This is a genomic window from Shewanella spartinae, assembly GCF_019457555.1.
GTDB classification, from domain to species: Bacteria; Pseudomonadota; Gammaproteobacteria; order Enterobacterales; family Shewanellaceae; genus Shewanella; species Shewanella loihica.
Genome location: NZ_CP080418.1, coordinates 525,502 through 546,367, shown reverse-complemented (window position 1 = coordinate 546,367; position 20,866 = coordinate 525,502). Strand labels below are relative to the sequence as shown.

General features: G+C 52.7%; 19 protein-coding genes. 8 read left to right on the top strand and 11 right to left on the bottom strand.

Annotation, left to right across the window (positions count from 1 at the left end):
• Nucleotides 1–261 precede the first annotated feature (261 nt).
• Together K0I31_RS02505 and K0I31_RS02500 are read right to left on the bottom strand one after the other, a co-directional pair.
• On the bottom strand, nucleotides 262–915 hold the full coding sequence (locus K0I31_RS02505) for an arginine N-succinyltransferase (RefSeq protein ID WP_258406557.1): 654 nt from the start codon (nucleotides 913–915) through the stop codon (nucleotides 262–264).
• A gap of 233 nt (nucleotides 916–1,148) precedes the next feature.
• Entirely contained in the window at nucleotides 1,149–1,901 is a 753-nt protein-coding gene (locus K0I31_RS02500; protein ID WP_220079785.1) for a hypothetical protein, read from the bottom strand.
• 254 nt (nucleotides 1,902–2,155) lie between these two features.
• Here K0I31_RS02500 and K0I31_RS02495 point away from each other — a divergent pair, with 254 nt between their 5' ends.
• The 3 genes from K0I31_RS02495 (at nucleotide 2,156) to K0I31_RS02485 (ending at nucleotide 4,802) form a co-directional block, all read left to right on the top strand.
• Entirely contained in the window at nucleotides 2,156–2,662 is a 507-nt protein-coding gene (locus K0I31_RS02495; RefSeq protein WP_220079784.1) for a hypothetical protein, read from the top strand.
• A 162-nt stretch (nucleotides 2,663–2,824) separates the two neighbouring features.
• Nucleotides 2,825–4,417: a bacteriohemerythrin gene (locus K0I31_RS02490; RefSeq protein WP_220079783.1), complete on the top strand. Its 1,593-nt coding sequence runs from the start codon at nucleotides 2,825–2,827 to the stop codon at nucleotides 4,415–4,417.
• A 130-nt stretch (nucleotides 4,418–4,547) separates the two neighbouring features.
• A complete protein-coding gene (locus K0I31_RS02485) occupies nucleotides 4,548–4,802 on the top strand; it encodes a DUF2999 family protein (protein ID WP_011864297.1) in 255 nt (84 codons plus the stop codon).
• A gap of 82 nt (nucleotides 4,803–4,884) precedes the next feature.
• Here K0I31_RS02485 and K0I31_RS02480 read toward each other — a convergent pair whose 3' ends face one another.
• A complete protein-coding gene (locus K0I31_RS02480; RefSeq protein ID WP_220079782.1) occupies nucleotides 4,885–6,912 on the bottom strand; it encodes a S9 family peptidase in 2,028 nt (675 codons plus the stop codon).
• 118 nt (nucleotides 6,913–7,030) lie between these two features.
• Nucleotides 7,031–7,444, bottom strand: coding sequence for a hypothetical protein (locus K0I31_RS02475; protein ID WP_220072972.1), 414 nt, complete (start codon nucleotides 7,442–7,444; stop codon nucleotides 7,031–7,033).
• 277 nt (nucleotides 7,445–7,721) lie between these two features.
• Here K0I31_RS02475 and K0I31_RS02470 point away from each other — a divergent pair, with 277 nt between their 5' ends.
• The 5 genes from K0I31_RS02470 (at nucleotide 7,722) to K0I31_RS02450 (ending at nucleotide 11,453) form a co-directional block, all read left to right on the top strand.
• Entirely contained in the window at nucleotides 7,722–8,123 is a 402-nt protein-coding gene (locus K0I31_RS02470) for an ArsR/SmtB family transcription factor (RefSeq protein ID WP_220079781.1), read from the top strand.
• A gap of 10 nt (nucleotides 8,124–8,133) precedes the next feature.
• Nucleotides 8,134–8,382 (top strand): thioredoxin family protein, encoded by a 249-nt coding sequence (locus K0I31_RS02465; protein WP_220079780.1) that lies wholly within the window; start codon nucleotides 8,134–8,136, stop codon nucleotides 8,380–8,382.
• Nucleotides 8,383–8,408: 26 nt separating this feature from the next.
• A complete protein-coding gene (locus K0I31_RS02460; protein WP_220079779.1) occupies nucleotides 8,409–9,422 on the top strand; it encodes a permease in 1,014 nt (337 codons plus the stop codon).
• 107 nt (nucleotides 9,423–9,529) lie between these two features.
• Nucleotides 9,530–10,147, top strand: a complete 618-nt coding sequence (locus tag K0I31_RS02455; RefSeq protein ID WP_220079778.1) for an excalibur calcium-binding domain-containing protein — start codon at nucleotides 9,530–9,532, stop codon at nucleotides 10,145–10,147.
• 34 nt (nucleotides 10,148–10,181) lie between these two features.
• Nucleotides 10,182–11,453, top strand: coding sequence for a hypothetical protein (locus K0I31_RS02450; RefSeq protein ID WP_220079777.1), 1,272 nt, complete (start codon nucleotides 10,182–10,184; stop codon nucleotides 11,451–11,453).
• Between the two features lie 107 nt (nucleotides 11,454–11,560).
• Here the strand turns inward: K0I31_RS02450 and K0I31_RS02445 are convergent, their stop codons facing one another.
• The 7 genes from K0I31_RS02445 to K0I31_RS02415 all read right to left on the bottom strand — a co-directional run bounded on the left by K0I31_RS02445 (nucleotide 11,561) and on the right by K0I31_RS02415 (nucleotide 20,551).
• Nucleotides 11,561–12,373, bottom strand: coding sequence for a hypothetical protein (locus K0I31_RS02445; RefSeq protein ID WP_220079776.1), 813 nt, complete (start codon nucleotides 12,371–12,373; stop codon nucleotides 11,561–11,563).
• A gap of 2 nt (nucleotides 12,374–12,375) precedes the next feature.
• Nucleotides 12,376–13,542 (bottom strand): BamA/TamA family outer membrane protein, encoded by a 1,167-nt coding sequence (locus tag K0I31_RS02440; RefSeq protein ID WP_220079775.1) that lies wholly within the window; start codon nucleotides 13,540–13,542, stop codon nucleotides 12,376–12,378.
• A 289-nt stretch (nucleotides 13,543–13,831) separates the two neighbouring features.
• Nucleotides 13,832–14,236, bottom strand: a complete 405-nt coding sequence (locus K0I31_RS02435; protein ID WP_011864287.1) for a hypothetical protein — start codon at nucleotides 14,234–14,236, stop codon at nucleotides 13,832–13,834.
• A 135-nt stretch (nucleotides 14,237–14,371) separates the two neighbouring features.
• The gene (locus tag K0I31_RS02430) at nucleotides 14,372–15,412 is read right to left on the bottom strand and encodes a tetratricopeptide repeat protein (RefSeq protein ID WP_220079774.1); all 1,041 of its coding nucleotides are present in this window, start codon (nucleotides 15,410–15,412) and stop codon (nucleotides 14,372–14,374) included.
• Between the two features lie 87 nt (nucleotides 15,413–15,499).
• Nucleotides 15,500–16,801, bottom strand: coding sequence for a HipA domain-containing protein (locus K0I31_RS02425; RefSeq protein WP_220079773.1), 1,302 nt, complete (start codon nucleotides 16,799–16,801; stop codon nucleotides 15,500–15,502).
• A gap of 2 nt (nucleotides 16,802–16,803) precedes the next feature.
• Nucleotides 16,804–17,040, bottom strand: a complete 237-nt coding sequence (locus K0I31_RS02420; protein WP_011864284.1) for a helix-turn-helix domain-containing protein — start codon at nucleotides 17,038–17,040, stop codon at nucleotides 16,804–16,806.
• Nucleotides 17,041–17,497: 457 nt separating this feature from the next.
• Nucleotides 17,498–20,551 carry a DEAD/DEAH box helicase gene (locus tag K0I31_RS02415; RefSeq protein ID WP_220079772.1) on the bottom strand — a complete coding sequence of 1,018 codons (3,054 nt, stop codon included), beginning with the start codon at nucleotides 20,549–20,551 and terminating at the stop codon, nucleotides 17,498–17,500.
• Nucleotides 20,552–20,866: the final 315 nt, after the last annotated feature.

Below are 20,866 nucleotides of genomic sequence, written 5' to 3'. Positions count from 1 at the left end.
TGAGTAATTTAATCAAGTACTCTGTGACCAGTTAATCGAACCAACAGGAGTTGTTATGAGTTGTTGCGGCGGATGCGGCGGACAGGCCGAGAAACCTAAACAGGAAGAGACCAAGCAAGAGAAGGCAGCAGAGCAGGAGGCCGACACCCAGCAGAGCAAGGACTAGGCGCCATCTCACCATCTCCCTACACCACTGCATCGAAAGCCGGCCCTCATCACCGGCTTTTATTTTGCCTCCAATTCAGCTGAGGCCGGGCGATTCTAGCGGCGTAATTTAAGATAGAGTTCACCATCGCGGATCTGCAGATCCTCGACCCCATCGGCGAAGGCGGTCCAGAAGCCGCGATCGCCAAACTCCCCAACCAGATTGACGTTCTTCATGTTACCCAACCAGGCATTGGGGATAGGCACGCCCATCAGGCTCACGCCAACCAGGGCAACCACGGGGCGACGGCTGGCATCCAGATGGATATCCAGCCCGGCGTTCACCCGCAGGATCTCACCGGCCATGATGGGAAAGTCCTGGGGAATGGGGATCAAGATCTTGGCGCTGGCCAGATTGTCGGAGAAATCTATCGCCACGCGCTCGGCAAAATCAGGGTTACGGCCGATCATGGCGTTGACCTCCTTCTCGCTAAAGGTCACCTGACGGTCGGCGTCGCGCTCACGATAGGGTTCTGGCTCAAGTTTGCCAGCGCCGCCGTGGCGATCATCCTTGCGCTCCACCTGCCAGCCCAGCTGGGACAGCTTGTTATCCAGCCGCTGCTCCTCCTTCGCATTGAGGGTCACAGGGGTAAAGGGCGAGGGAAAGATATAGGTCTTGATGATAAAGAAGCTGGCCAGCGCGGTCAGCACCATGGTCAGGAGCACGATCAAGAAGATCTGCATTCCGCTAAAGCCTCGCTGAGCGCGCATCGCGGTCGTGGGGCCTCTTTTTTTGGCAAGCAATTTGTTAGCAAGCATCACGCCTTCCTTTGGCCGCCGAACAGGGTTGGTTCGCGGCGCTATAAATCAGTCTGTTGCAGGCTATGGTACTTGGCTAAAGGGAAGAAGAAAACCTGGGCCACACCCTAAGGGTGGGCCCAGGCGGAGATCGCCGACACCAGGAGAGAGGGTAGTGTCGGCAAATTTGTAGGCAAAGGTTTGATTTAAAACACGTAAAAATAACGCAGCTTCAGGGTCGACTCGGTACCCACCACATAACCGCCGAAGGGAGAGTTCTCGCCTATGTAACGGGTTCTGTGGTCGGTAGAGGCGTTATTGACCAGAAAATGTTCGTTCACCAGCATCAGCTTATGACGCTTATCGTCCGTCAGGTTAGCGGTCAGGTTAAACTCCAGCTTAAGGGTCTGCCCCAGCTCGTCGTCGTTCCAACTGGCATACTGGGGGTGAAAGGTGGCGCTGAAGGTATCGTTAAACTGATAGTCCGCCTTAAGGTTGAGCTGGGCACCATTATCTTTAAACACCTGCCCGTCGGCGCCCTTCATGTCGATCGCCGCCAGGGTCGGGTTAACCCGCAGGCAGAACTTGTCCCAACAATCCTGATAGGCGAGACCCATCGCTGCGATATTGGGGCCGGCGCCGAGCCAGTCCCCCTTGATAAGATCCACTGAGACACCGAAATTATCGTTCCAGAAGCCGTAGGCCCAGTTGCGCGCCACCGTCATATCGCCGTTACGGTTTATCTTGGCCGCCGTGGTGTTGCTCCAGTTAAGCCCGAGAAACTCCACATTCACCGCCTGCAAGATGGCTTCGACCTGCTGTTTCTCCTTCTTCTCAGTGGGCTGCACTGTGCGCGCCGACTCGAAGCCTAAACCACCGATAATGGTCGCCGCCGATGCCGACGTAGCGGCGACTAGGGCGCCAGAGATCAACGCCGGAACAAGGAGTAATTTTTTCATGGGCCTTCTCTTTTTGGTTATCACAGAGGTAATGGGGCGCCATCTTATCCCCGCGGGGACGATCCGCCTTGGCAGTTAATATGCGAAAAACCAATAGATACTGGCGTGCTAGCGCTAGCCTGCTATGAGGCGGCTATGGTACGAGCTATCTTGCAAATGCTATTGCAAGCATTGCCCCACTCCTTGGGCTAGGCATTCCTGGGGATTCTGTTAGAGTAATTAAGATAAACATAAAGTGCATGAGGAACTTACCTATGGGTGTAATCACTAAGCTGTCACTCCCCCTACTGGCCGCCCTGGCGCTCTCGGCCTGTAACCAGGAAGAGCAATCAGCCCCCGCGCAGCCACCTGCGGCAAAGCAAAGCGCTGAAGAGACAGTCGCAATTAAGGCCGATGAGGCCACGGCGACTCAAGTCGAAACGAGCAAGGCTCAGCCCAAGGCCGAGGATCTTAAAATCGTCGCCGATGGTTTATCTAAGGAGACCAGCGACTCACTGCAGAAGGCGATCACCATGACACAAGGCACGGTTAGGTATTTCAATCTCGAGGGTGGTTTCTGGGGCATAGTTGCCGACGATGGTCGCCACATACTGCCGCAAAACCTCCCCCAGGAGTATCGCAAGGATGGCCTGCGCCTGAGCTTCAAGGCCCAGGAAGTGAAGGATATGATGACCATACAACAGTGGGGCATACTCTCTAAACTGAGCGATATCGAGGTGATCGGCAAGGTCGACAGCAAGTCCGGCGATCCCCGCCTCTAGGCGCTCACCTTCCCTCCCCCCCACATTCAGCCCGCATTCGACCAACATTCGGCCCGGCTAAATCTGCGCCGGGCCGAGCGGTTTTTATTAGCGGATACAGATAACCTATTTAGTGAATTTGGACTAAATTTTATAGAGTCACACTCAACATAAGGTTTGGGAATGATTGATAAAATTGCGAAAAGGATCGCTTCGCTTAGCGCCCTGCAGTGGAGTCTGCTGACCGGCCTGCCACTGGTACCGATAGCCTACCTCTTGATACGCCAAGGCGCCTGGGGCTGGCTGGCCCTGTTAGTTATCGATTACCTGTTTATCCTCTCTGTGCTACTAGCCCTGAATAGCATGTTCGGCAGGCTGCACAGCGCCGCCATCCATCTCTCCGAGGGCGATCTCAGGGTAAGGCTCGACACCCAGGAGGCCCTCGGCGGCCCATTGTTTAAGGCCTTCAATCAGATAGGCGAGGATGTGTCGCGCACCGTCTTCTCCCTGAGCAAGTCTGCCCAGCAGCTGGTCAGGGTGGCCGATACCGTGCAGGCCGACTCCCAAGTCTCCAAAACCGGCGCCCTCAGACAGAAGGGCGATGTCGAAGAGGCCAAACAGATAGTCTCCAAGCTGTTTGAGACCACCGCCGAAGTCTCCTCCTTCTGTGAGTCCACCTCACAGCTGGCCAGCGAGTCCAAGCGTCAGGCGGATCGTGGTAAGCAGGAGATGCGCTCCCTCGAGACGGCGCTGGAAGAAGTTGGCGAACAGTTTGCCGCCTCGGACCAGAACTTCGAGCAGCTCAAGCAGGAGAGCCTGCAGATAGGTCAGGTGGTAGAAACCATTAAGGGGATTGCCGAGCAGACCAACCTGCTGGCGCTCAACGCCGCCATCGAGAGTGCCCGCGCCGGCGAGTTGGGCCGGGGCTTCGCCGTGGTCGCCGACGAGGTTCGCTCCCTGGCGCTACGCACCCAGGTGGCCACCGAAGATATCAACAACAAGATAGTCAACCTGCAGACCCAGATAAATGGTGCCATCGCGGCGATGCAGAAAAACCGCCAGAGCGTGCAACACTCCCAGAGCGTGGCCAACGAGGCCGAATCCCATTTCGAAGAGTTGGTAAGCCAGATAGACGCCATCGACGCCCTGGGCCAGGAGATCGCCGTCGCCTCCCAGCATCAGGTCGAGCAGACTCAGATGCTGGAAACCTGTCTGGTGGAGGTCGACAAGGTATCCGATGAAAACGTCAAGGCTACCCAGGAGACACTGCTGGCAAGCATCACGGTGCGTAATTTAGCGGGTGAGATCGATTCCCTGCTGCACCGCTTTGCCACCGACAGCCAGCAGATCGGCCGTGAGGATACACGCCGCGACAAGCTGATCGAATGGAGCGATGCCCTGGATCTCAACCTTGCCGAGATCAACCGTCAGCACCAGACTCTGGTACACCTGATCAACGAGCTCTACTACCTGCTCAACAACAACTATGGCCTGGCCTCCATCAAGCGGGTGGTACAGGGGCTGATCGACTACACAGCCAATCACTTCAAGTATGAAGAGACGCTGTTCGAGCAGTTTGGCTACCCCCAGGATAAGCAGCATACCGACTCTCACCACCAGCTAGTGGGCAAGGTGCTGGCGTTTCAGCGCCGGGTGGAACAGGGCGAAGATATTGGCGCTGAGTTGATGGCATTTCTGAAGAGCTGGCTCAGCCAGCACATCCAGAAGGAGGACAAGGCCTATGTGGACTGCTTCAAGCGCAATGGCATGAACTAGAAACTGTGGCATGAACTAGATGCTGTGGCATGCGCTAGAAGCTTTGGCATTAGAAGCTATCGCTTGAGCTGGTCGCAGAGGATGCTACACTTGCGGCCTGTTTTACTTTCAACCGAGATAAGGTAGTGCAATGAATCCGATTATTGCGATCTTAAAAGAACACAACGTCAGCGACGCGCAGATCCAGGAGCTGTTTCAGGCCCTGACCGAAAACCCTCTGATGGCCATGGGCACCATTGGTCAGCTGGGGATCGCCCCGGAAAAGCTACAGCAGCTGATGGCGCTGGTGATGCAAAATCCCGCCCTGATCAAAGAGGCGGTGACCGAGCTAGGCCTGGATTTCGCCAAGGTCGAGGCCGCCAAGGCCCAGCTACAAAAATCCTAAGCAAATTGTTATACGAAAAAGGCTGCACCCAGTAATTGGGGCAGCCTTTTTTTATTGCTGATTTAATGGCTAGATTGCTCTGCTACTTGCCACCCGGCTCGGCGAAGCGGGTCATCCAGTCTTTCACCTGGTGATACCAGTAGATGGAGTTGTTGGGCTTCATGATCCAATGGTTCTCATCGGGGAAGTAGATCATGCGCGACTCCACGCCGCGAGTCTGCAGGGTTCTGAACAGCTCGAAGCCCTGGCCCACAGGCACGCGATAATCCAACTGACCATGGATCACCAGGGTCGGGGTGTTGAAGTTGCCCGCGCCGTAGTGAGGCGAGATAGACTGGTAGATCTCTGGGTTATCCCAGTAGTTGCCAAAGCGTGGGCTGTGCACCGAGAAATCCGCCGCCATCTGCGAGTACATGTTGTATACGGCGGCGTGGATCAACAGGGCATTGAAGGGATGTTTCTGCCCCAGAATGATAGAGGTCAGGTAACCGCCATAGCTGGCACCACCAGCCACCATGCGCTTGTCGTCGATCCAGGACTGCTGCTTAAACCAGTCTGCCGCCTTGAGCACATCTTCCAGTGACTTGTTCTTCCAGTCCGGATTGATGCTGTCGGCAAACGCCTGACCGAAGCTGTTGGAGCCGTGGAAGTTTGGCCAGGCGGTGACATAACCCCAAGAGGCGAAGGTCTGGGCGTTCCAGCGGTAATGGAAACCGTCCGATATGGCGTTGTGCGGCCCGCCATGAACCAGCATCATCAGCGGATATTTCTTGCTGCGATCAAACCCTGGAGGGTAGTGCACCCACATCTGGATCTCTTGGTCGTTATAACCCTTGTAGGTCACCGACTCATAGCTGCCCAGATCGACATCCGCGAGGATCTCGTCATTAAAGCTATCCAAACGGCTGGTCTTGCCGTTCTTGCCATTCACCTTCACCAAACGCGCCGGGTAGAGGAAGCTGTCGTTGGCCGCCACTAGTGTGCCATTGTTGGCGATGGCAGGCTGACCGAAATTGGTCGCCTTGGTGATCGCCTTCACCTTGCCGTTCTTGGCGTCGATATGGTACAGGCGTCTGGTGGCCGCATCGTCGATGGCGGCATAGAAGCCCTTGCTGTCTGGGGTCCACACGAAGCGGGCCACAGAGCGATCCCAATCCTTGGCGAGCATCTTAGTGCTGCGCTTCTTCAAGTCGAACAGCATCAGCTTGGCGGTGTCGGCATAGAAGCCCTGAATGTGCTGGCGGGTGAAGGCCAACGCCTTACCGTTGGGGCTGAACTGCGGGCTGGCGTCTGGCGCCAGGTTGTCTGAGGTGATGTTCTCCGCCTTGCCGCTGCCGATGGCCGCAAGGAAGAGATCTAGCTTAGGATTGACCTGGTTGTCGCTGCCGTTGGCGTTGAAGGCGATCCAGGCTTCATCCGGGCTGATGTCATAGCTGCCCGCACTTTGGGACGAGCGTGGCAGCTCGATATTCAGGGGCTGAGTGATCGCCTCCACCTCGCCACCCTTGGCGGCAATACGGAATACATGGGCCTGACGGCCTTCGTCTATCCAGTGATCGAAGCTCGAATAAGGCAGCGCGTTCCACTGATGGGCCGACACCTTTTTGTCCTTATCGGCCTTGAGCTGCTCCCCTATCTCTTTCCAGTTCTTACCCGGATAGACAGAGCTGATGAAGTAGAGGTGCTCGCCCACCCACTTGAGGCCATAGACGCCGCTCGGCACATCGGTCAGGCGCTGAGCCTCGCCCGGACCATCCATAGGCAAGAGATAGATCTGCCCAGCTTCGTCCTTATCGCGCTTGCTGATAAAGGCTAGGGTCTTGCTGTCTGGCGAGAATACCGGCTCGCTCACCCGCATCCCCTTGGCGGTCAGCGCCCGCTGCTGCTTGCCATCTTGGCTAAACAGCCACAGCTGGGTATTGCCCTTGTCTTCGGGCACATCGTACTCGGTCACTGGGGCGATGATGTAATCGCCGTTGGGGGAAATGCTGGGGTTACCTATTCGGCTGAGCTGCCACAGCACCTCCACCGACAGGGGCTTGCCCGTCTGGGCAAAAACCGTCGTCACCGGCATCAAGATGCACAGCAACAAAATGGCTATCTTCTTCACGCGTCCTCTCCTTCAAGTTGTTTTTATTGTGATTTGGCCAACATGATCGGCCCTAACACTTAAACCAAGCTTAATCTGTCAAACGCCATCCAGCGTCAGTCACCAAAGAGGGAAGGCGCTAGAAACGAAAGGAGAGATCCACGCCCACATAACTGCCGCCCGGCTCGGGCTTGACCACAGGGCTAAGCAGATAGCCGTCGGTCACATAGGCGCCGATGGCAGCCCCCAGGGTGTGAGAGGCGGCGTCCAGCAGGGCTTCGCTGGCGGTGTTGGTGCCCTTGTCGTACTCATGATATTGCACCAGGATGCCGATGGCGGCGCTGACGGAGAAGCCCACCCAGGCCCTGTCATACTGAGGCGTCCAGGCATCCGATGCCCACACCAGCGCCCCTGCCATGGCGGCGCCTCCGGCGGCGTGACTCGCCTCACTGTTAAAACCATTGCTGGCCGACGCCTGGGCGCTAAACAGGCCAAGCCCTATTAACAGAGCAGGCATCAATGCCAGCCTCTGGGATAATTTGAGTGCCTTCATCTTAATTCCTTGTGATCAGCATCTGTTCACTCTATCACCAAGTGGCCGAAGTACAAATTTTCGCCACATCATCAAACGCACTCACACAGTGGGCCAGGCAGAGTTGCACAAACTGCAAATCTACTTCACTCAGATTGCAAATCAGCCAAGGCTCACAAAGCCTTCTGCAGTTGACAGGCCCATCACAAACCCGAGCTAAACCCTTGATATAAAGCTGACTCACCCCAGAACATTTGGCTATTATGCCAAATGAAGGCTCCACTTTTTGAGGCGCACCATGAAATCAACGACGGCACAGATCCAGACTCAAGCTCAGGCCCAGCAGCGACTCAACAACCGCGCCGCCCTGCTCAAGGCGCTGGCCCACCCGACCCGGCTCTGGCTGGTTGAACAGCTGGAACATCAGGAGCGCTGCGTCTGCGAGCTGACCGATGGCGTCGACGCCGACATCTCCACCGTCTCCAAACATCTGGCGCTACTGCGGCAGGCGGGCATAGTCGCCAGCCGCCGCGAGGGCAAGCAGATCTACTACCGGCTGGAGACGCCTTGCCTGCTCGGCATGCTGAGCTGTATCGAGACCGCCCTTGCGCAATCACCCGGCTGCTGCGCCAAGTCATTAGCAGCCAAAACAGATAAAGCCAAAGTAGATAAAGCCAAACCTATTCAATCCGTGAGATAAGGGGAAACAGATGAAGATAGAAGTACTCGGCAGCGGCTGTAAACGCTGCACTAACCTCGCCAGCGACATCGCCAGGATCGCCGAAACGCTTAACCTCAATATAGAGCTGACCAAGGTGAGCGACATGGCGCAGATCGCCGCTTACGGCGTGATGTCGACCCCAGCCATAGTGATCGACGGCGAAGTCCTGGCCGCCGGCCGCCTGCCCAGCGAGGACGAGCTCGCCCAGCTGCTGACCAAGATCAACAAGGTGCAATAGCGCCTCAGTCACCTCAAGGGGGCCCCATGCTAGCCTGGTTTACCCAACTCGCCGATCTCCTGGTCTACGATCTGCTCAGCCTCTCCAGCCAGAGCGCCGCCGGACAGGCGCTGCACTTCTTCGTCGAAGACACCAGCAAGATCTTCGCCCTCTTAGTGGTGATGATCTACCTGATCGGCTGGCTACGAGCCGCGCTCAATGTCGAGCGGGTGCGCGACTATCTGGCGGGCAAGCCTAAGCTGCTGGGTTATGGCTTGGGGGCCGGCTTTGGCGCCATCACCCCCTTCTGCTCCTGCTCCAGCATTCCCGTGTTCCTCGGCTTTACCACGGCGGGGATCCCCGTGGGGATCACCATGGCCTTCCTGCTAACCTCGCCGCTGATCAACGAGGTGGCCATCTTGCTGCTGTTTAGCCTGCTGGGGGCCAAGATCACCCTGCTCTACGCCCTCACCGGCATCACCATTGGCATGCTCGGCGGCGCCCTGCTCGACCTACTGCATGCCGAGCGCTGGCTACAGCCCCTCGCCGCCAACGCCTACCGACGTGGCGCCACCCAGACGCAAACTTCAACTTCTGCATCTGACACTTACACGCCAGACGAGAGCACGCCCGGCATAAGCTGGCGCCAGCGTCACCAGTTCGCCAAGGAGGAGACGCTCACCATCTTCGGCCGCGTGTGGAAATGGGTGATTATTGGAGTCGGTATCGGCGCGGCGCTACACGGCTTCGTGCCCGCAGGTTATCTTGAAGCCAACCTGGGCGACGGCCAGTGGTGGTCAGTGCCCATCGCCGTACTGATGGGCATCCCCCTGTATGCCAATGCCACCGGGGTGATTCCGGTGCTGGAGAGCCTGTTGATCCAAGGCGTGCCCCTGGGCACCACACTGGCCTTCTGCATGAGCACGGTCGCCGCCAGCTTTCCCGAATTTGTCATGCTCAAACAGGTGATGCAGTGGCGCCTGCTAGCCCTGCTGTTTGCCCTGCTACTGGTCGCCTTCACCCTGATGGGTTGGGTGCTGAACCTGGTCAGCATTAGCTGATGACAAAGCGGGAGCATTCGCGATAGCATAGATAAAAAGCTGAGTGAAAATCATTGCTTAGCGACTGCATCGATAGCAAAACAATTCAAAAAAGGACAACCTTTGCCATGGAAAGAGGCACACTGGTTCGCTGGAACGACGACAAAGGCTTTGGCTTTATCAAGCCAAATACGCCCAATGCCCAAGATGTGTTTATCCATATCTCCGCCCTGAAACAGATGGCCAGAAAGCCTGTGGTAGGCGACGAAATTGTCTATCAAAGCCAGCAACAGAGTGATGGCAAGATAAAGGCGATTAAAGCCAGCATCGAGGGGGTCGCCGTCATATCGGGCGTAACCTCCGGCCTCGCGAATAAACCGACTCGCTCCCAATATAAAGACCATACGCCCACGTCCCACTATTCCCATCGTCGCTCCGGCTCACGCCTACAGCGGATGATCTTCATTATCATACTGGTAAGTATCGGCAGCTTCGCCATTAAACAGTATCAGGCACTCAATGCCACTCCGGTGATCACCTACGAAGAACTCCCTACAGTCGAGACCCAAGAGTGGCAACCGGCTACGCCTAAGTTTCGCTGTGAGGCAGGTAAGACACATTGCAGTCATATGCGCTCCTGCGAGGAGGCCACCTATTACCTTCGTCATTGCCCGGGCACAGAAATGGACGGCGATGGCGACGGTATCCCCTGTGAGCGACAATGGTGCCGCTGGGGAAGCATATAAAGTCAATTTAATTTAATAGCGACAAGGAAGCTTTATGAAACAAGGATGTCTAATCATCGGCCTAGGCTTAGGCGCGATGACAATGAGCGCTAACGCTCAGCAGTGTGATCTCAGCATCACAGGCACAGTGCCCGAGGGCGTCAGCCTGGAGAAGCTAGTGGTCTCCACCTATAACAAGGAGCTGCCGGTCACCAGCCGTGACTTTTCCCTCTGCGCCAGCAAGCAAGATCTCCAGGTCGTCGGCCGCCATAGCCCCAACAACACCATCTACCTGATGGATAAAAGCGGCGCTATCCCCAGGGGCATCTATACCGCCGAGGTCTTCGTGCAGAGCAAGACAATCAACATAGGGCCAGCCTCTAGCCTGACCAAGCAAGCCTGTGACCTGCGCTGCGGCTACTATGCCAGTCAGAGAATCCAGGCATCCCAAGGCTTGCAGCAACTAGCGGCGCAATACCGGCAAGTGCCCGCTACGGATAGCAAGGCGATAGCGGCCTTCTTCACTAAGCACAAGACGACACTCACAGATCTCTACTTTAACGGCATGACGCCCAAGACCATGGCGCCGATAGATAGCAGCGCTTTCTGGGTCGATCCCTACAGCGGTGCGGGTCTCTACTTCGAGTCGCCAGCCAGCCTGCTCAGCGGCACCTACAGCGAGTATGTCGGCACTAAGATCAGACAGGCGCGCCAACAGGATAAGGCCGTTGCCGAGGTGGTGAAACAACATAAGGCCTCACTCCAAGGCCTGATGAAGGGCTTCGACAGCTGGCAGGCCCGCGGGGACGCCATCGCGACCGTAACCGATGAGCTTAAGGCGAGCCAAGATCCGGCGGCGACTCAGGTGGCGCAGATCTTCATCGACGGCTACCAAGAAGCCGAGGCGACGCTCAAGGCATACCTAGCCAACGACAACAAGACGCCTATCGCCTCGCTCACCCAGGCCGACAAGGCATTCGAACTGCTGCTGGCCGACTGGACTGTCGCCGCCTACACCCACAGCAAAGATAAACAGGCCTTCTCGGCGCTGTTCAGCGAGCAGTTTAAACTTAAGCTACCGATAAAGGATCGTGAGTTAGACAAGGCGCTGAGCCGCCTGATAGACCTGCCCAGCCATCTGAGTAAGATGTCGCTCGAGCAAGGCTACCAAAACATTCAGATCGAATTTAAAGATGCCTTGCCCAAATCAAGCGAACGCTATGAGTTCAAGGATACCCTGCACAGCGTCAGCTTCGTCTACGAGAAAGGTGCCTGGCGACTCGACAGCGTCAGTCAGCTACCGATCGCCCACTACGAAACCAACTAGCAGGCTCTTGGCTTAAATTAGTCGCTTAAGCTAGGCGTTTATCTTGGGCGTTTATCTTGAGCGTTTATGTTAGCCGCCGCGCTTGGATAAGAAAGAAAGCGCGCGACTCACGCCGAGGGGGCGGATTCGCAACTCGAGCTGTAATGCTTCAGCTCGATAAGGCCCTGCAGCAAGATGCCGTGATAGCGCGCCTTGATCAGCTGATAGTCCAGCTCGGGGGCGAAATAGTAGGTCACCTCTTCGGCGCCAGTCTGTTCCACGGGTACCAGCATCAATTGGCCCCAAGGCGCCACTTCGGCGGCTTGCGGAGCCTTAACATAAAATTGATAGGGCTCCATGGCATCGGACGCCTGACGAACCAAGGCAAACTGGTGCCTGCCCTGCATCAATAGCCGCCGCATCTCTATCGCCAGGGTGTCTACGTCCCGCAGGGCCTTGTCTTTGGAGTGGTAGTCGGTCACCTCACCATCCAGATCCACCCGCGCGGCGCGGCCATTCTGACTGAAACGCACCTGCATGTCTCTGGCGCGAAAGCCGCTCACCTGCTGATGAAACGCCTGGGTGATCCACTCCTCAGTGGCCTCTGACCAGCTGAGTTCGGCCCGCTGCCGATAGCGGGTGCCAATGCCTAAGATGCTGGCCTCACTGTTTGAAGTCACTACTGCCTGCTTGCCCTGCCACTGCTCGGTGCGGCTCATGGTGCCCGTGTGTATGCCGCTGAGATAGATGTCGTAATCCGAGCGGCGAGTACACTGTGGCTTCTGCTTAGGGGCCGCATCGATAACAGCCTTGTCTTGTGCATCACGGTTCTGAGTCTCGTCCGCCTTCGCGCACTGGCTCAAAGCCAGGGCCGCAACAACGGCCGAGGCGACAAGCATAGGCTTGGCGTTAACACACAATCGAGCAGGCAGCACTGTCATGGCTAGAAGACTTCGTTGACGTTGAGGTAGAAGTTGGTCTCGTTCTCGCCGACACCCACGTCCAGACGCAGGTTGATGTTGTCTTTGATCTTAAGGCGGAAACCTGTGCCATAAGAGGTCAGCAGCTCATCGTTAAGATCGCTCACCTTGTCGGCCACGCTACCCACGCCGCCCCAGAACACCATGCCGTAACGCTGGAAGATAGGCAGACGGTACTCGACCTGGCCCATCATCATCTGCTTGTCACGGTAGCGGCCCTTGATGTAGCCGCGCATGGCGCTGGAACCGCCGAGATCCGGCAGCATGTTCCAGGGCACGTCACCGCTGGTGAAGTGGCCCTGCACCTGCCAGGCGATAAGCCCTGGCATCTGGCTCAACAAAGAGGTGGTGCTGAGATCGATATAGTTGGCCAGCTCGAGGTCATACTTGGCAAAGCTGTCGTACTCGCTGTTTTGATACAGGCCCGCATCAAGCTGCAACAACCAGCCCTTGGTGGCGTTGAGGCGGTAGTCGCGGGAATCATAGATGCTGGTCACCACCAGGCCCGAGCTGAAGTTGCTTGGCAAGATGCCGTCGGATGGCAGGGGAATATCGCCCTCTACCCGAGTGAACTTGTCGGCACTGGCGTAGGTAAAGTCGGCGCCCACGCCAACAAAATAGTTGTCGGCCACCTGAGTCATCCAGCGCGGCGTGAAGCTATAGAGCTGCTCGTCGAACTCATGGTGATTGCTGTCGATGTTGCCATCGGCTATGCCACGACCATAGTAGACAGACGCCTCGTTGTGCAGCTCCAGCCCCAGCAGCAGACGCTGCTTGCCGCCGTTGAAGAAGGTCATGTTTTCCACTTCGACGCCGTAGGAGTTGTTCATCGACACGAAGGAGTTCAGCACCAGGGAAGAGGGTTGCTCTTCGGGCGCCGCGCCATCTGTCTTATACAGCCCCACCATCAGCAGGCCCACGCCGAACTTCTTCTCGGGCGTGTAATAGGCGGTCGGCAGGTAGCTCATGTCTATGGTCTTGCTCTCGTCAAACTCACCGTCGGCGCCGAAGACGTCCAGGATCTCATCGACCCAGGTAGGCTGCATATCTTTTGGCGTTTCAATCAGGGGTTCTACGGCGGCGGCCATTTGAGAAAAGGCCAGCAGGGACAAGCATAAAATCCGTTTCATAAACACTCTAATGATTAGTCAGGAAAAATAAGATGTTAGGAGTTATGGGGCTGCGTATTTGTTGCCGTGTTAAACAGCAGCAACCGCAAGCCGAGCGGCATTTTACCACCCCAGCGGGTTTCAACAACGACTTTTTCGATTAACAAATGTTCAGCAAACTGGAAACACTTAGGTTAAGGCGGGCTGCAGGGACAATGGCTAGCACTGAGTAACTAGCAGCAAAGAATTGGTATTGAAGGATTAGCGATTAAAGATAGGCGGCGCGCCCGAAAACGCGCCCAACGAGGGATTAACGTACCCAGCGCATCAACTGATTGGCATCCTGCACCGCAAGCTGGCGCTTAACCAGCTTGCCCGAGCCATCAAACAGCAGGAGTTCGGCGGCGCCCGCCCGGTATTTGGCGATCAGCTGCTCACCCTCAGGGGTGCCGACTCTCGCCAGCAGAAACAGTACATTATCGCCTAGATGGCCCCGCGCCTCGTTCATCTGCTCTGTCTGAGTATGGCTCACCGCCAGATTAGGGTCGTAGACAAACACCAGGGCCGGCGTGCCCTTGCCTATCTCCTCATGGGTCGCCTTGAAGCCCTTGGGCATCATCATAAGCAGCAGCGCGATCAGGCCCACCACGGCCAGACTCACCCCAATCGCCATCCAAGGCCCCCGCTTAGTCCCATTTAAATGCTGATTTCCCATGCCGCTCGCTCCCTTTGATAACCATTCCAGACACAAAACAGTCACCATGCTACCCAAGCAAGCTGAGGCAAATCTTAAAAATGGGTAATTGTTCAGGTTAAAGCCGAGCGTTAGCGCAGAGAGCCAGATAAAGGGTTAAGCCGCACTGCGCAGATGCTTAAGGTTATGTAGCATGGCGAGCACACGTGGCGTCATTATCCTGTGGGCGGTTGCTCTGGCCGACTCCTGCGCCTGCTGCAGGGTGCAACTATCCAGCAAGGTTGCCAACCTCTGGCTGCGAGCCATGGGGATGTCGGACTCAGAGCAGGCCGCGGCAACATAGGCCCAGCGATAGGCATCGACCAGCTCGCCGCGATCCTCAAACAGCATAGACAGACGATACTGAGCGGCCGGCAATCCGGCCTCTGCTGCCAGCAGATAACTCTCGATGGCGCGATCCAGATTGGCCGCGCGCTCAGCCTCTGCACCCGCATCTAAACCAAGGCCATGCTCCAGCATGTAACCCAAGTTAAGCGCCGCCAACATATCGCCCTGTGCAAACGCTCCCATGAAGCAGGCCAGCGCCTCGGCGTGGCGCTGCGCCTTGGGCATCTCGATTGGCCAGTCCTCTGCTAAGCCAGAATCTCCTATATCTGAGTTGCCAAAGCCAGTATTTACATAGCCAGTACTCATAAAACCAGGGTCACGCAGCAACATCAGGCCGCGAGCAGTAGTCGCGCGTATGATGCCCCCCTGCTCCGCCGCCTCAAACAGTGTCAACGCCGAGCGATACTCCGGCGCCCCACCTAAGCCCATAAGCTGCATCATCCCCAGATGATAGGCCGCCTCAACATCCTGCTTATTCAGCCAGGCCTTCTGACACCAACGTTTCGCGCTACGCACACTCGCCCCCACAGGCGTCACGCCGATACAGGAGAGGTTATAGTGAAACCAAGCCTCCTCTGGCGGCAGATCTTGCCAGGCCTCGAGCAGACGCTGATAACGGCGAGGATGCTTTTCGCCATACTCCTTCGCACTCGGCGCATCCCAGTAGATAAACAGACGCTCAAAGCCCTGCAAGTCTAACCAGCCCGGCATTATGGTCGGCTTACGTCGTCCCTCGATAAAAAGCATGACCGCAACGAGCAGCGCCAGCATCACGGCGATCACCAAAACCGGCATAAGATCTTCATACATGTTGTGTATCCATACCATAGATCCACTTAAGGAAATTTGTCCTAATCATTAAAAACAGCTCGGCTGATGCCGATGGCCTGTTAAGGGTTAAAGCTCAATAGCCTTGATTTCAGGAGCGATCGCCGAATAACGTTCGCACCTGGCCAGCAATTGTGCCTTATATGCCTCCACAAAAGCCTGCTCATCTTCGTCCAAGTCTTTGAGCATGGCGATGACACCATCAATTTCGAGCCTTATCTTAACTAGCATCTTATCCAGGCTATTTACGATTAAGGCTCTTGGTAATCCCACCTCTTCGCTAAAAGCGGCAAGCTGATAGGCATAAATCTTATTGGGATCGAATTCATCATCTATCGCCATTGCCAACTCTTGTTCAAAATCCTCATACAGGGCGACACAAACTAAGTCATACCAAGGTGTAGGTGACATCCCCTTAGGCGTCATAAAAAACGAGTAGTTTTTCCCATGGGCATCGGCATTGCCACTCAATAAATTGAACAGCGTCCACCGCAACATATCCTGCTTGGCTGCTGCAGGATTAATACATTGATTAGCTAGGCCAAACAACCTTGGCAGGCTGACACCTTCACGAATATCCCTGACATCCCGTCCACTACCAAAGTTACGTTCATATTTCTTGTTGACGCTAAAACCAAGGGCTTGGCAACTATCGATAATGTGCCGCCTCTGCACCCTGTTTTCATCGGCCAGATAGCGACGATCGAAACGTTCGACACACAAGGATTTATACTGGCCAAAACAACGAATCTCGACATTCGCGACATTCAAGGCCAGCGCCTTAGCCAAGCGCATAGTAAGGAACTCGTTGATGACCAGATGCGGATGCTGTTCAAACTTCAGGATATGTGTCGATGACAGTGCTCCTTCACCGAAGCCAAACTCCTCACCATTAAAGAAGAGATTTAACTTTGACTGTACCCCAGCCACCGACAGCCTGGGTCTACCATCCCAAATCTCCATCGGCCAGAACTCAGGATCTTCCAGTCGCTGAACGATCTCATCGTCACTGATAGTCCGGAATGTTGTCGGTGGAAATGCAGAACCGTTAGAAGAAAAGGCGATGGCACCCGCAGTGTCTAGGCCAATGGCCCGAATAAGCGCAAAGGTATTGCCCTTTGCAACACCAAGCGATTCAACAAGATAATCGAGCCCCTTATTCTCAGGCAGTAAATTAACCAGAAACATGGCAATTTGCGTACTGCTACCCGAGCCATCCAAAGGGACCATAGGTGATAACGGAAAACCGCTTTGCTGCCAGGCTTGAGTGTAGCTGACCGCAAAACGCTCATCGCTTGGATTAAATGACAACGCGCCGATAAGCTGGTCACCAAGTAGCATATCTAACACAAGGATTGGTGATTCGGCCATGGCTAGTACCACTCACTTGAGCCGGCATCCGACTTTGACTCGACAGCGAGCCGAATCCCCAGACCATCAAGTATCTTGAATACGGTAGAGATGTAGACATCTTCGCCCTTCTCGACACGAATCAAGGTTTTCTTAGTGACACCGCACAACATTGCCGCCACCTCTTGAGTCAGCGCAGCTTCCTTCCTGCGGGTTTTAATCAGCAATCCCAACGAATCTTGGTTTAACGAGGAGCTCATAAGATCACCATAAAGTGTACTTTGCTACACTTTAGCCACGATAAAGGGATGATTCAACATAAAAGTGTAGCAACATACACTTTTTGAGTATTAACAAGACCAATAGAGCAAAAAGTGTAACATCATACACCTTTCATCTGTTCGGGTTAGCAAATGGGCCAAAAGTGTCATTTGTTACACTCTCAGAGTCTCTAACACCGCAAAACATCATCGACACTATTCTGACGGTCCCGACCATTCCTGAGCGGTATCTTGTTCACTATTGCCTTGCGCGGCGGCCATACTGTAGGATAAGTTAATATTTTGTTGTTAAAACAATATTTAAGCGCTTACTAGATTGTGCGAATGAATGTCAGGGATGGCGCCGCTCTCACCAGAGAGTCGGCATAAGGCAAGGACTTATTAACCCCACTTATTGTTATATCAAATTCCCTGGATTGACTACTTTTCCCAAGAGTTAAGGAGATACAAATATTTTCAAGTCGACATCATTGCTATTTGCCGTCGACAACCAACTTTGAATTAACTGGTAGGCTTGTAATGACTCACTTAACGCATTGTGCCCACGTGTTAATTGCGTTTCGAAATGACTAGCCGAGAAACTATTAGCGGCGACAATCCACACTTCTTTATGAACTCTGCTTGAGCGTCTTCTTTGTGCGATAATGTCCCACACTTCTTCAGTCATCGCTTCTCGTTCATTATTATTAGCAGCTTGGAAGCGCTCACCTTTAAACATTCTGATTCTTTCATGCATTTGCTGAGCAGCACCATTTTGAGGCCAAGGCCCCAGCAAACGATTCCAGTTTGCAGCCGTTAAGTTGGAATTACCGCTAATTAACATCTCAATATTCTTTATGGCTTGGGAGCCAACTTCAGCAAGTGCGCCAGCTGATGATTGAGGGTTTTGTGATGAACCACACTTTACATGTACATAAACTAATTTTTCTGGCGAAGAGAGGATAAAGTCGGCAGGTTCAGTCCCCATATCAGTATTGAGTACTAGATCTGCTGCGGGAATATATTGATTAAATGGACCTAATTGGCGAAGTGTCGGATTATCTAAAGCATTGCTCTTAATCTGGTCTAACAGATAAAAGATAGAGTTTGCACTAAACTCCTGGTTAATAACTTGATAAACACCATTATTAAGGCCTTTCTCGTCTAGATTTGCACCCACTAATGTATCCATACCAACAACCACATTTGCTAACTGTGAATTGGCAATATCAAAATCATTCTCCACAGGCAATTTAAGTTCGAAGAATTTCCCCTGTGAATAACCCACACCATTTTCCAATAGGGCTTTGTGTAAGTACTTTGTTAGTAGTTCAACTAGATCAAGATTAGGTTCCACTCCATCTTCTAATGAATACAGTATTTGCTCATCCGTAGTTAGCACTAGAAATGGCTCTTCTGCCTGTAAAGTTGCTTTGACTTTGCTCCGTTCAACCTCTGCATTTAACAAACATCCATCATCGTACTGTCTATATATGAACTCATTTTCTAGAATAAAACGTTCTCCATCTACGAGTATAGATATAGGTTGCTCAAACTCACTAAAGTCAAAAATTAAACTCTCAATACCCAAGTCGACATTTACAGGAATAGGCTTTGCAAAAGAGTGTACTAACCCACTCGTGATTGCGGGGTTGCCTAAAATCATAGCTTCCATCCCCTCTAACCAATCATTCAGGTCCCTTAGGCTAAATGAACTTTCTTTTTGGTCAGAAATTCGGCCAGAATCAACCCCTACGTAATAACTGCCAGACTTTTGATCAAACTGGTTATATGTATCACACCTCAAAGTCGCAAGCCTATATGCAGCATTACTCTGTAAATCGGACATATCCTCTAAATTAGGCCCTTTTACAGCAACACTTTCAGGTCGCCGTCTGGCAGAGCTAACTGACTTACTGCTTGTTTCTTTTGTTTTGACAGAGACACCTCGAGACATGACCTTTAACAGTTGATCTTGTGTCACCGCAGAGCCTAAATTTAAATCCTTATCGCCATTGAATCTACGCCCTCGACTGTCATAAATGGCAACAATATTTTGAGCAATCTCTTTAAACAGAGTGATCTCCAGTGATGGTTCAAAGAAAAACTTATCAGCTAGAAATTTAGAACGATTAAATGCAATAGAGACAATTACTTTAATCCCATAGTCTGTATCAATCTTCCTTGCTAACTCACCTGCGTTATTACATCGCCAGTACAACGCATCTAACATAACCTCAATATTGAAGTTTCTTGATTGGTTAAGAAAACAAACCGAGGCAGTAGGAATGTTAAGCGAGGCTTCGGGGTTAAAGGTATTGAGATCAAACTTACTTAAGAAACGATTTCCATAGTAACTAGCATCAGGAAAAGCTTCTAAATATAGTTCAATGAGCCTATTTACATCTAATGAAGATATAAACTTCTTGGCCGCACTATCATCACTGATCGATGAGTCAAATATTCGATAATTGCGCCACATCTGTTCATTTGCATTTTGCCCGAGCTCCAAAACCTTTGGATCAACCTCGCCGAACAGACGAACCACTCGCCCTATAGTTTGAACTAACTCCCTGCCACTACTTACCGCATAGGTTAAAACCAGCAGCTTTGCTTGAGGAATATCAACACCTTCATCAAGCTTACGTTGATGAATGATGACTTCATAGTTTGAACTATTTAGGTTAGATGGAACGGATGATTTCGCATTTTCACGTGGATCAGCCGTGAACTGCTCATGGATCGCCAATAAATTAAACTGCTCATTTAATAAAGCGTAATAATGTTCTACATCACTAAATTTATTAGCTTTTATGATACATTTGGCACCAGGATTATTGTTTAAGAAATGGCGAATGGATGCGCTTAACTCATCAGCTTGGATAGTTTCAAACTGAGGCTCTTTTAGCACACCGTCTTCAAGCGCTTTTTCAAAGGTATATATGTAACTAGCGTTAGCATCAATATCAAACTGAAATAGGTCATTACGGTATGGCGTTGCTGTAATAACTATCTTATGTGCTTCAATGTTGCGTACCAAATTACGCCAAACTGGAGATGGCTCGGCATGACCTTCATCAATGATAACCAATTCAATATTCTGCTTCAGCTCATCTAACTGGGCTTGAGTGAAAGTTTGTAGCTTTTGAAAAGTTGACACATACACGCCATTAGCAGATGTGTCATCAACTATACTAAAAGCCGGCTTAAGAGGAATATCCTCCCCCTCTGCACGCTCATTGAAGAATTTACCATTAATGTCATCAAGCAGTTGATTACATACAGCCCTACGGTGACATAAAACCAGTACTTTTTTCTGTGTAGCCTTATGACAGATAACACTAATAACACCTGATTTACCCGCGCCTGTCGGTAAGCTAATTAAGCAAGATTTAGCCTCAGCGTTCAGTGGCCTTCTTACATAGCTAAGTGCAGTTTTAATGCTACCTTTTTGGCACTTTCTTAACTCAGCCCAAAGCACATCATCTATGGTAAAACCACTTACTCTCACAATTACCCTCCTTGTAATCAACATATTTATTACAAATGAACTATTGACGTTATAAGAAAAAACCAGCATCTATAAACGTTATATTCATGATTGAAACTCACCCTCCTTTTAGGAAGTCTTGCTGTTTCTGCTGATAACTTATAATTCGAGAACTAATACTCACAACCTATTAAGCCATATCCTAAATTATCACCCCTAATTTTTATAGGACACAAAAAAGGGAGTCTTTGGATTCCCTTTTTTTGATATAGCTATTGTAACTTTACAGGTTATTTTACGTAGGATAAATCGCTTTAGAGCAAGAATTTTTCCACG

What these genes read in the sequence shown, in the direction of transcription:
- K0I31_RS02505 (WP_258406557.1), bottom strand. Translation starts at nt 915, where the DNA reads ATGCGCGCTCAGCGAGGCTTTAGCGGAATGCAGATCTTCTTGATCGTG.
- K0I31_RS02500 (WP_220079785.1), bottom strand. Translation starts at nt 1,901, where the DNA reads ATGAAAAAATTACTCCTTGTTCCGGCGTTGATCTCTGGCGCCCTAGTC.
- K0I31_RS02495 (WP_220079784.1), top strand. Translation starts at nt 2,156, where the DNA reads ATGGGTGTAATCACTAAGCTGTCACTCCCCCTACTGGCCGCCCTGGCG.
- K0I31_RS02490 (WP_220079783.1), top strand. Translation starts at nt 2,825, where the DNA reads ATGATTGATAAAATTGCGAAAAGGATCGCTTCGCTTAGCGCCCTGCAG.
- K0I31_RS02485 (WP_011864297.1), top strand. Translation starts at nt 4,548, where the DNA reads ATGAATCCGATTATTGCGATCTTAAAAGAACACAACGTCAGCGACGCG.
- K0I31_RS02475 (WP_220072972.1), bottom strand. Translation starts at nt 7,444, where the DNA reads ATGAAGGCACTCAAATTATCCCAGAGGCTGGCATTGATGCCTGCTCTG.
- K0I31_RS02470 (WP_220079781.1), top strand. Translation starts at nt 7,722, where the DNA reads ATGAAATCAACGACGGCACAGATCCAGACTCAAGCTCAGGCCCAGCAG.
- K0I31_RS02465 (WP_220079780.1), top strand. Translation starts at nt 8,134, where the DNA reads ATGAAGATAGAAGTACTCGGCAGCGGCTGTAAACGCTGCACTAACCTC.
- K0I31_RS02460 (WP_220079779.1), top strand. Translation starts at nt 8,409, where the DNA reads ATGCTAGCCTGGTTTACCCAACTCGCCGATCTCCTGGTCTACGATCTG.
- K0I31_RS02455 (WP_220079778.1), top strand. Translation starts at nt 9,530, where the DNA reads ATGGAAAGAGGCACACTGGTTCGCTGGAACGACGACAAAGGCTTTGGC.
- K0I31_RS02450 (WP_220079777.1), top strand. Translation starts at nt 10,182, where the DNA reads ATGAAACAAGGATGTCTAATCATCGGCCTAGGCTTAGGCGCGATGACA.
- K0I31_RS02445 (WP_220079776.1), bottom strand. Translation starts at nt 12,373, where the DNA reads ATGACAGTGCTGCCTGCTCGATTGTGTGTTAACGCCAAGCCTATGCTT.
- K0I31_RS02440 (WP_220079775.1), bottom strand. Translation starts at nt 13,542, where the DNA reads ATGAAACGGATTTTATGCTTGTCCCTGCTGGCCTTTTCTCAAATGGCC.
- K0I31_RS02435 (WP_011864287.1), bottom strand. Translation starts at nt 14,236, where the DNA reads ATGGGAAATCAGCATTTAAATGGGACTAAGCGGGGGCCTTGGATGGCG.
- K0I31_RS02430 (WP_220079774.1), bottom strand. Translation starts at nt 15,412, where the DNA reads ATGTATGAAGATCTTATGCCGGTTTTGGTGATCGCCGTGATGCTGGCG.
- K0I31_RS02425 (WP_220079773.1), bottom strand. Translation starts at nt 16,801, where the DNA reads ATGGCCGAATCACCAATCCTTGTGTTAGATATGCTACTTGGTGACCAG.
- K0I31_RS02420 (WP_011864284.1), bottom strand. Translation starts at nt 17,040, where the DNA reads ATGAGCTCCTCGTTAAACCAAGATTCGTTGGGATTGCTGATTAAAACC.